The organism is Myroides sp. NP-2, from assembly GCF_014145665.1.
Taxonomy (GTDB): Bacteria; Bacteroidota; Bacteroidia; order Flavobacteriales; family Flavobacteriaceae; genus Flavobacterium.
In genome coordinates this window covers 1-7,354 of the sequence record NZ_JACHTD010000029.1, presented here as the reverse complement: position 1 = coordinate 7,354, position 7,354 = coordinate 1, and the positions used below count along the sequence as shown (strand labels likewise).

At 31.6% G+C, this 7,354-nt stretch carries 8 protein-coding genes; all 8 read right to left on the bottom strand.

Going from position 1 to position 7,354, the window contains the following annotated elements; genetic code table 11:
- Nucleotides 1-240 precede the first annotated feature (240 nt).
- Nucleotides 241-729 carry a hypothetical protein gene (locus H4K35_RS15360; RefSeq protein WP_006260877.1) on the bottom strand — a complete coding sequence of 163 codons (489 nt, stop codon included), beginning with the start codon at nucleotides 727-729 and terminating at the stop codon, nucleotides 241-243.
- A gap of 3 nt (nucleotides 730-732) precedes the next feature.
- On the bottom strand, nucleotides 733-1,647 hold the full coding sequence (locus H4K35_RS15355) for a relaxase/mobilization nuclease domain-containing protein (RefSeq protein WP_006260876.1): 915 nt from the start codon (nucleotides 1,645-1,647) through the stop codon (nucleotides 733-735).
- Nucleotides 1,648-1,649: 2 nt separating this feature from the next.
- Nucleotides 1,650-1,949, bottom strand: a complete 300-nt coding sequence (locus H4K35_RS15350) for a hypothetical protein (RefSeq protein ID WP_006260875.1) — start codon at nucleotides 1,947-1,949, stop codon at nucleotides 1,650-1,652.
- Nucleotides 1,950-2,044: 95 nt separating this feature from the next.
- Complete coding sequence (locus H4K35_RS15345; RefSeq protein ID WP_036496816.1) at nucleotides 2,045-2,998, bottom strand: toprim domain-containing protein; 954 nt, start codon at nucleotides 2,996-2,998, stop codon at nucleotides 2,045-2,047.
- Nucleotides 2,999-3,216: 218 nt separating this feature from the next.
- Nucleotides 3,217-4,452 (bottom strand): primase-helicase family protein, encoded by a 1,236-nt coding sequence (locus tag H4K35_RS15340; protein WP_006260873.1) that lies wholly within the window; start codon nucleotides 4,450-4,452, stop codon nucleotides 3,217-3,219.
- Between the two features lie 96 nt (nucleotides 4,453-4,548).
- Nucleotides 4,549-4,848 carry a DUF3853 family protein gene (locus H4K35_RS15335; RefSeq protein ID WP_006260872.1) on the bottom strand — a complete coding sequence of 100 codons (300 nt, stop codon included), beginning with the start codon at nucleotides 4,846-4,848 and terminating at the stop codon, nucleotides 4,549-4,551.
- 175 nt (nucleotides 4,849-5,023) lie between these two features.
- Nucleotides 5,024-5,923 carry a hypothetical protein gene (locus H4K35_RS15330; protein ID WP_006260870.1) on the bottom strand — a complete coding sequence of 300 codons (900 nt, stop codon included), beginning with the start codon at nucleotides 5,921-5,923 and terminating at the stop codon, nucleotides 5,024-5,026.
- The gene (locus tag H4K35_RS15325; protein ID WP_006260869.1) at nucleotides 5,920-7,191 is read right to left on the bottom strand and encodes a site-specific integrase; all 1,272 of its coding nucleotides are present in this window, start codon (nucleotides 7,189-7,191) and stop codon (nucleotides 5,920-5,922) included. Before H4K35_RS15325 ends, H4K35_RS15330 begins: the two co-directional genes overlap by 4 nt.
- Nucleotides 7,192-7,354: the final 163 nt, after the last annotated feature.

The following is a 7,354-nucleotide window of genomic DNA, read 5'->3' as shown; positions in this document are numbered from 1 at the left end:
CAACATCGTATTGGCAATAGGCGGGCTGAACGGCTTCGTATCAACGGAAGTGCAAAATTCAATTTCTGTTCTTCGATTAAAGTTCAGTGCTAAAAATCCCGCCCATCGCCAATACGCGGCACGTCGTTAGTAAATCTTTTAAAATATTGTGAACCTATTCCAACAAAGTTATTCCATAAAATTTTGAGCCTTCAAAGCTCTAAAAATTTTACGGAAATAACTTTGATAAACACTTTTCAATTATTGCTTTTGACTCCACTCTTTGAAAGATTTAGCTGTCCTTGGATTTTTGTTAAAAAACTGATTTACATTTTCTAATTGATTTATTAATTGCCCCTTTTCTTTTTCTAAACGCTCATACTCCGATTTCTCAATAGTATTCTTAACAGCTAAATACATTGAAAAACCTGTTGTTAAAAGTAAAAAGATGTTCAATACAATCAAGTAGAATAACCTCTTTGAGCTAACAGCCTTGTGAACCTTCAAAAGCTCCTCATTATTTTTTGTTATCTCTCGATGAAATTGATCGAAGTCATTCTGTAAGCGTTGTCTTTGTTCTTTTTCTATCTGTCGAAGTTCAGCAACATTTACTGTTACTTTGATGTTACTTAATTCTTTGATGGTATCTAAATGAGTTTTTTTACTTTGTTTTATCGTGTGTTCTAATTGTATGACTTGCTGAAGTAATAGTTCTGTCATATCAGTGAGTTTAGGTTGGTTCTTTGCCATTGTTTATCTTTTTAGTGCTCTTCGTTTACGTTTTTTTTGTTCATCATCTTCATCGTTACCACTAAGTTGAAAAGCAGATAACAAACTAAATAAAACAGACACATCTGTTTTCCAATTCTGCATTTGTGGTTCGATTGCTTCTTGCTTAGTTAATAGTTTTTCTACTTCATTCTTTGACTCTGTGCTTGCTGTATTTTTAAATAAATCATTCAACTTCATATTTCGGTCAACTTCACTTGCTTTTAGGTTTGTATTAGTTGGTAAATGAATAAAGCGATATCCTTGAATATTCCCCTGTTTATTAATAGTTGGTTTAACCTCAATATCTTTTTCAAGCATTAATCGAATGTATTGTTGTAAATCTTTTGGTTCCTGTCTTAAAACTTCCCTATGAGCTGTTTTGATAGTGTTTTTAGCTATTAAGTTTGTGTTGTTAGCTCTTTGTTTCTTATTCTCGTTTTCTTGTCTTATAGACGTCCAACCGTATTTAAGTGCTATTTCGTGAGCAACTCTTTGAGCTTCAAAACCAATGTAATTATCTTTTAGAGCTTTGCCATTTTCATCTATGCGATTGGCGATGATATGAATATGTTTATGCTCTTTTTCTGTATGAACAAAAGCAATGAATTGAGCTTTGGTAGGATCGATTTGTAAACCAAGTAAAAACTCAACGGCTAATGCTCGTAAATCTCTATCGCTCATCTTTTGACTATCTACAATAGTTGGAGATATAACAGCCGATATTGTGTTGTTTTTACATCTGCTGTTTTGATTTTGTAGTATCTGCATCGTTTGAAACATATCTTTCGGAGTATCCCCCGAAAGATTGTTTCTTAATAGCTCATATCCCTTTTTATCATCAATTACGTAATTGAATAATGCTGTGCCACCAACACAAGATTTTGCTTTAGCTATCATAATTACAGTAGTTTTTGTAAGTGAGTCCGAATTAGATTAGCTGTTTCAATAGTGTGTTCTTTAACTCCTGTTGTATCACCAAGCTTAAAAAGGTTGCTTATTCGCCTAAAATTATCTGTGTATTTGTTCAGTAATTTGTAAACTTCAACTTCATCAGGAGTTAATTTATACGCTAAAGAATAGTCAAGTGCGGTGTTTCGGATGTACTCCGAAACGCTACAACCTACTTTTTCTGCTTTGTTTTTTATGATTAGAGCCTCTGTAAGAGTTACTCTAAATTCTATCTTCTTTGTTTTTTTCATCGTCTTACCCATTTTGCGACCTTCGGGAGAAAAACGAGTGGTCTTTGGTTGTCAAATTTCCAATTTGTAAGGACAAAGACACATCTCGATAATTCTCACGTCAAATCATTGCGGTTAATAGTTAGTAAATAATCATTCAAATCTTTGTGATTCTCGTACAGTTTTCGTCCATCAACAACGTTTGTATAGGTCTGAGCTACTTTTTGAAAGGCACTTTCTCCAGCTTTATCATTGTCGAAACAACAAATAATACTTTCATACTTTAATTCTTTGTACAAAGTATTATTGATACTTTTATCCATTTGTACATTGATACATTTATACAATTCCCCATTTGTACATTTGTACAAATAATTATTTGGTGTTTTAATTATTGTATTATTCAACATTGATACGGAATTAAGAATCAAATAATCATATTGCTTTTCTGCATTTGGATAAAGGGTTAAAAAGCTGATGTAATCACTCCAAGATTCAAACAAGACAATATGTTTACTTTTGTTATCAAAGTAGGTTACTGCCTTTTTTCCAAGACACATTTTTATATACACGTTTCTTAGTTCGAAACCATTTATGGTGGTATTGGGAAAACCAACAGCGTAATATGATTTGTTGTTTAGAGTATAGTGTACTTCCTTACAATAAGTTTGAGCCATTTTAAGGCTAAGATTACGCTCAGTGATATATTGTATCAAGTTTGGATGTGTTAATGGCTTAATCGCTTGAATTGTATATGTTGGTTCTTGAATAATGTTAGAACTCACAATAATTGGCTGATGAAAAGAAAAAGAATCGTTTTTGAGCAATTCTAAAGCTGATTTAATATCGCAATTATTGTACTTCATCACAAAATCAAGTGTTGTTCCACCAAAACCAGCAGAATGGTCATAAAACACGTTTTTATCAATATTCACTTTAAATGATGCTGTTTTTTCAGTTCTAAATGGACTGAGATACCACCAATCAACTCTCATTATTTTGGTTGGGGTATGACCTAACTTTTTAAGTAAGTCTGTTAGGCTAATTTGTTTAGCTGATTCACAATTCATACGTTTTGAAATAGTCGGGTTAAAAATCTGTTTTTTTTGATGCAATGATGCAGAAAGGTGTTAATCAATTGTATTTCAATAAAATACTCTGCATCACTCTTGCATCACTGCATCAAACTCATTTTGTTTCTTGCATCACTCTTGCATCAAACTTGATGTATTTTTAGTTTGATGCAGACTTTGATGCAGTGTAACTTATTAATAAACAATAGTTTAATCTATTCTTGCATCATTGCATCAAATATTTTATAGAATAAATCTTTTTTAATGATGTAGTAACGTCCTCTACGTTCTATTTTAACAAATTCTCCATGAGATAAAAGCTCTATTCCTTGATAAGATTTTGTGTTATTTTGTGGTTCGAAATCCCATTTCTTTAAAATCTTTCTTATTTCACTAGCAGATATAATTAGTTTTGGGTTTGTCTTGCGTAATAACAAGAGTAAATCATTGGGAGCTACGCAAATTTCATCCTCGGCAACCTTTTCAAAGCACAGGTTTAAAAGTTCTAAAAGTGAAATCTCTATTTTGTTTTTACTAATTAGTTTTAAAAGGGAAGCTGTAAGTATCTGTTTAGGTGTAAACCACATTCGGGTTTGTTGCGTGGTGTAATAAGGTCGTAGAAGTAAGTATTTGATGAAATAAGGAACTTCACTTGTTAGCTTCTTGATAAAGTGAACGTCTTCTGATTCAATAGGTTTAATCTTTCGAATCCAAAAACGTATTTCTTCTTCGTCTATTTGAATGAAATCATCCTCATTGTTAGAGCAAAGAATAAACTTGGCGAAAAACTCTATTTCCTGTCTGTCTTTTCCCTTTGCTTCAACTTTGTCTTTGTCAGTAGTAGAAAGGTACTTTAAACGCTCTGTAATCTCTTTCTTATCAAAGAATACTTCGTCTATGGCAACTAATAACATACTTGCCCAATCAGCGTTAAATTGAGAACCAAAAGAATCTCCTTTGATATAAGTCATATTGAGTCCAAAGATATTTTTAAGCCATTTAATAAAAGAGCTTTTTCCTGTTGCACGTTCTTTACTAACAAGGCACAATATTGGTAAGGTTTGCGTTGGCTTCTCATACAATAGCTTTAGATAGTCTAAACCATATTCGTATTGTTCACTTCCGAATATGTGCTTTACAAAGTGTAGTGAGTTTGGAATCAATTGTTCTAATTCATTTAAGTTAAAATCTTCTTCTATTGGTTTCATATTTAATTCATTATAGGTATTAAAAAAATTTTCTACGATTGGTTGATAGTTAAGATGGTCTGGAATACAGCAAAAGCCATCTAATTTTAAGACGTTCTCTAAGTAGGACTTTCCGTGATCTGATACAATCGTTTCACGAGTCCAACGCACCATTACTTTAACTTTATCACCTGATATCAAAGGTTTTTCGATGATTTTAAAGTAAGCAGTTCCTACTCGGATATAGGGTATATCTAAGCTCATATTTACTTGTGTTTTAATAATCCTTATCTTTATACGATAAGAGTTGAGTTATACTTTAATTGGATATTAAGGGACGATTTGCACAAGTTGTCCCTTTTATTTTTTAGCGAATAGTTCTAATGCCAAGTCAGCATCGACTATAATTTTTCTACCTCTTTGGATAATCGCTTTTTTGATATGACCTTCTTTCTTGATTTTATTAGCAGTGGTAATACTGCACCCAAGTAGGTCTGCTATACCACGTATTCCGTAAACATAACGCTTTGTAGATTGTTGCGTTTCTTGCGAAGTATTGAGTTCTTTAAAATCCTTTATAGATACTGTTTGTAATAACTGTAATAGTTCTTCTCCTGTCATTTGCCAAACTGGCTTTTCTTTTAATTCGCTTATATACATAGTTTTAGTTTTTAAATTATACGATTTTGTGATGTTCGAACAATTCAAAACTACGATGTGTGTAAGGTGGAGAGGGGGTGGAAAAACACACTTTATTGCACAAAAAAACCACTTTAGTAAAATTCTAAAGTGGTTCAAAGGTGGATTTATAAATTTTAAAGGCTTTTATAGTACTTTATTGTTTAAAAGCTGAATCAATGAGATTGCGATACTCTTTTAATGTATCATTGGCACTGCTACCTGTTATGTGTTTATACTTAGAGTCATAAGTTGCTTTCTTAATCTTAAATTCTTTTAATATTTGAGCAAACCACTTTTTCTTTAAACTTTTGTTTTCTATGTTATTATGTAAGCAATGAATTACATAAAAGAAAGTGTATAGAAAATCCTCTTTGATTTTTATTTTATTCACTGTATGTAAGATATTTATCTCTCTATAAAAATCATATTCTGATATATCTTCAATAAATTGATTGTTTACTATACTATGTAGTTTACTAATAAGTCCCATTGAAAATATAGGCTTGTCATTAATAAAAAGATAATCATTGTCATACATTTCATAGTCCTTAAAATTTGATTTCACATCTTTTAAAAGCCTTTTACTATGATTATATATCTCTTGGTGGTAGTCGTAGTTTAAAAAACCTATCTCTTTGTAAAAACTTGATTCAAAGTAGGTTTTACGTTCAGGCAATTCCGTTTCTCTATACAATTCCATTGTTAAATCATTATCTGACAAACTATTTTTATTTCTTTCTCGGTATTTCTTTAACCGAAGTCCATCTCTATCAAGATTAGTGAAGAAATCAGAATTTTTTTCATACAACTTAATTATTGTCTCCAAATTTTCTCTAACAATAGATAAAATTTCTTTTCTTTCTTGTGTGTCTTTTGCAGAATCAATTCGGTCTTTAAAATCAAACATTAAGATATTAATCATATATTGTCTATAAATATCTTGGGAATCGAAATTAAACGAATTTCCTGATGTGTTTAATTCTTTTTCCCACATCACTATTGTGTTATCAGTCATAAATCTTGTTAATTCTAATTGGGCATCTACTGTATTCATATCATATCAAATTTAGTCATTGCATTCGCTTTAATCGTATCAGCTACATCAATATAAGGCTTCATTGATTTGTAGTCTGAATGTCCTGTCCATTTCATTACAACCTGTACAGGTATCCCCAATGATAAAGCGGTACAGATAAATGTTCTTCGCCCTACGTGAGTGCTTAAATGTTCGTATTTGGGTTTTACTTCATCTATTCTTTCATTGCCTACATAGTAGGTTTCTCTAATCGGTTCGTTAATCTCTGCTAACTCTCCAAGTTCTTTTATGTAGTCATTCATCTTTTGATTAGAAATAACAGGTAGAGCCTTTCCTTTTTCAAAAGGTACATCTTTGTACTTCTCTAATATTGCTCTACTGTGTTTGTTTAATTCAACTCTCAGCATATCATTTGTCTTTTTGGTAACAAACTCAATAGCATCATTTTTAATGTCGTGTCTTGTTAGGCTAAAGGCATCTGAATAGCGAAGTCCTGTATAGCAACAGAAAAGCAATACATCACGTACACGTTCTAAGTACGACTTTGTGCCTAAATCCGTTGATTTAATCTGTTCGATTTCCTCTTGAGTTAAAAAGATTATCTTTTTAGATGTTTCCTTTAGTTTTGGTTTAAACTCTTCAAAATTATAGGTAATTGTATAATTGTTGTTTTTACACCACTTCAAAAACCACTTTACAAAACTAATTTGCTTTTCGATGGTGCTATTACGCATCTGTTTTTCAATGCGTAAAAATGAAACGTAGTCTAATAACGTCTTTTCGTTAATATCAGTAAACTGAAAATTGCTTTTGAAAGAAAAAAGATGTGAACGAACAGTATTAAACTTGGTGTAAGTAGCAGTTGTCCAATCATTGCGTTTACCACTACTTTTTACAAACTCGTCAAAAGCTGTAAAGAGATTCTTTTCTGTTGCTGATATGGTTTGTTTATCTGAGTAGCGTTTTATTTCATCTTTTAAGAGTTCAAAAGAAGGTACTTCGTTTTTCAATTCATACTCTTTAAAGATTCTATCAATCGTAGTAGATAGCTCCTGTATTGCTGTATTGATTTCGGAAGAGCTTTGTTTTAGCTTATTGGTACACCCATTGCGTACCTTTTCTTTTGCTTCATCCCATTTAGAAGCATCAATGCGGTAGCCTGTAAAGAGTTCTACACGGCCACCATTATATACCACTCTTGCACGAATTGGAACGTTCTCTGTGATTAATACACCATCTTTCTTTCTCTTTTCAATAGCAATAGTTATCTTTCTTTTTATAGTCATAGTTATTTGTAATAGCACCCAAATATACACCCAATTTTGATACTATCATATAGTATTTTAAGGTATTTAATCGACTTAATAAAAACATAACTACCAATAAATCAAAATAATAGTATTTTATCACACTCTATTTATATATGGGTTATATTCCCTCTTTCTCCGC

Excerpts from the sequence above, each read along its gene's own strand:
- H4K35_RS15360 (WP_006260877.1), bottom strand. The coding sequence starts at position 729 with ATGGCAAAGAACCAACCTAAACTCACTGATATGACAGAACTATTACTT.
- H4K35_RS15355 (WP_006260876.1), bottom strand. The coding sequence starts at position 1,647 with ATGATAGCTAAAGCAAAATCTTGTGTTGGTGGCACAGCATTATTCAAT.
- H4K35_RS15350 (WP_006260875.1), bottom strand. The coding sequence starts at position 1,949 with ATGAAAAAAACAAAGAAGATAGAATTTAGAGTAACTCTTACAGAGGCT.
- H4K35_RS15345 (WP_036496816.1), bottom strand. The coding sequence starts at position 2,998 with ATGAATTGTGAATCAGCTAAACAAATTAGCCTAACAGACTTACTTAAA.
- H4K35_RS15340 (WP_006260873.1), bottom strand. The coding sequence starts at position 4,452 with ATGAGCTTAGATATACCCTATATCCGAGTAGGAACTGCTTACTTTAAA.
- H4K35_RS15335 (WP_006260872.1), bottom strand. The coding sequence starts at position 4,848 with ATGTATATAAGCGAATTAAAAGAAAAGCCAGTTTGGCAAATGACAGGA.
- H4K35_RS15330 (WP_006260870.1), bottom strand. The coding sequence starts at position 5,923 with ATGAATACAGTAGATGCCCAATTAGAATTAACAAGATTTATGACTGAT.
- H4K35_RS15325 (WP_006260869.1), bottom strand. The coding sequence starts at position 7,191 with ATGACTATAAAAAGAAAGATAACTATTGCTATTGAAAAGAGAAAGAAA.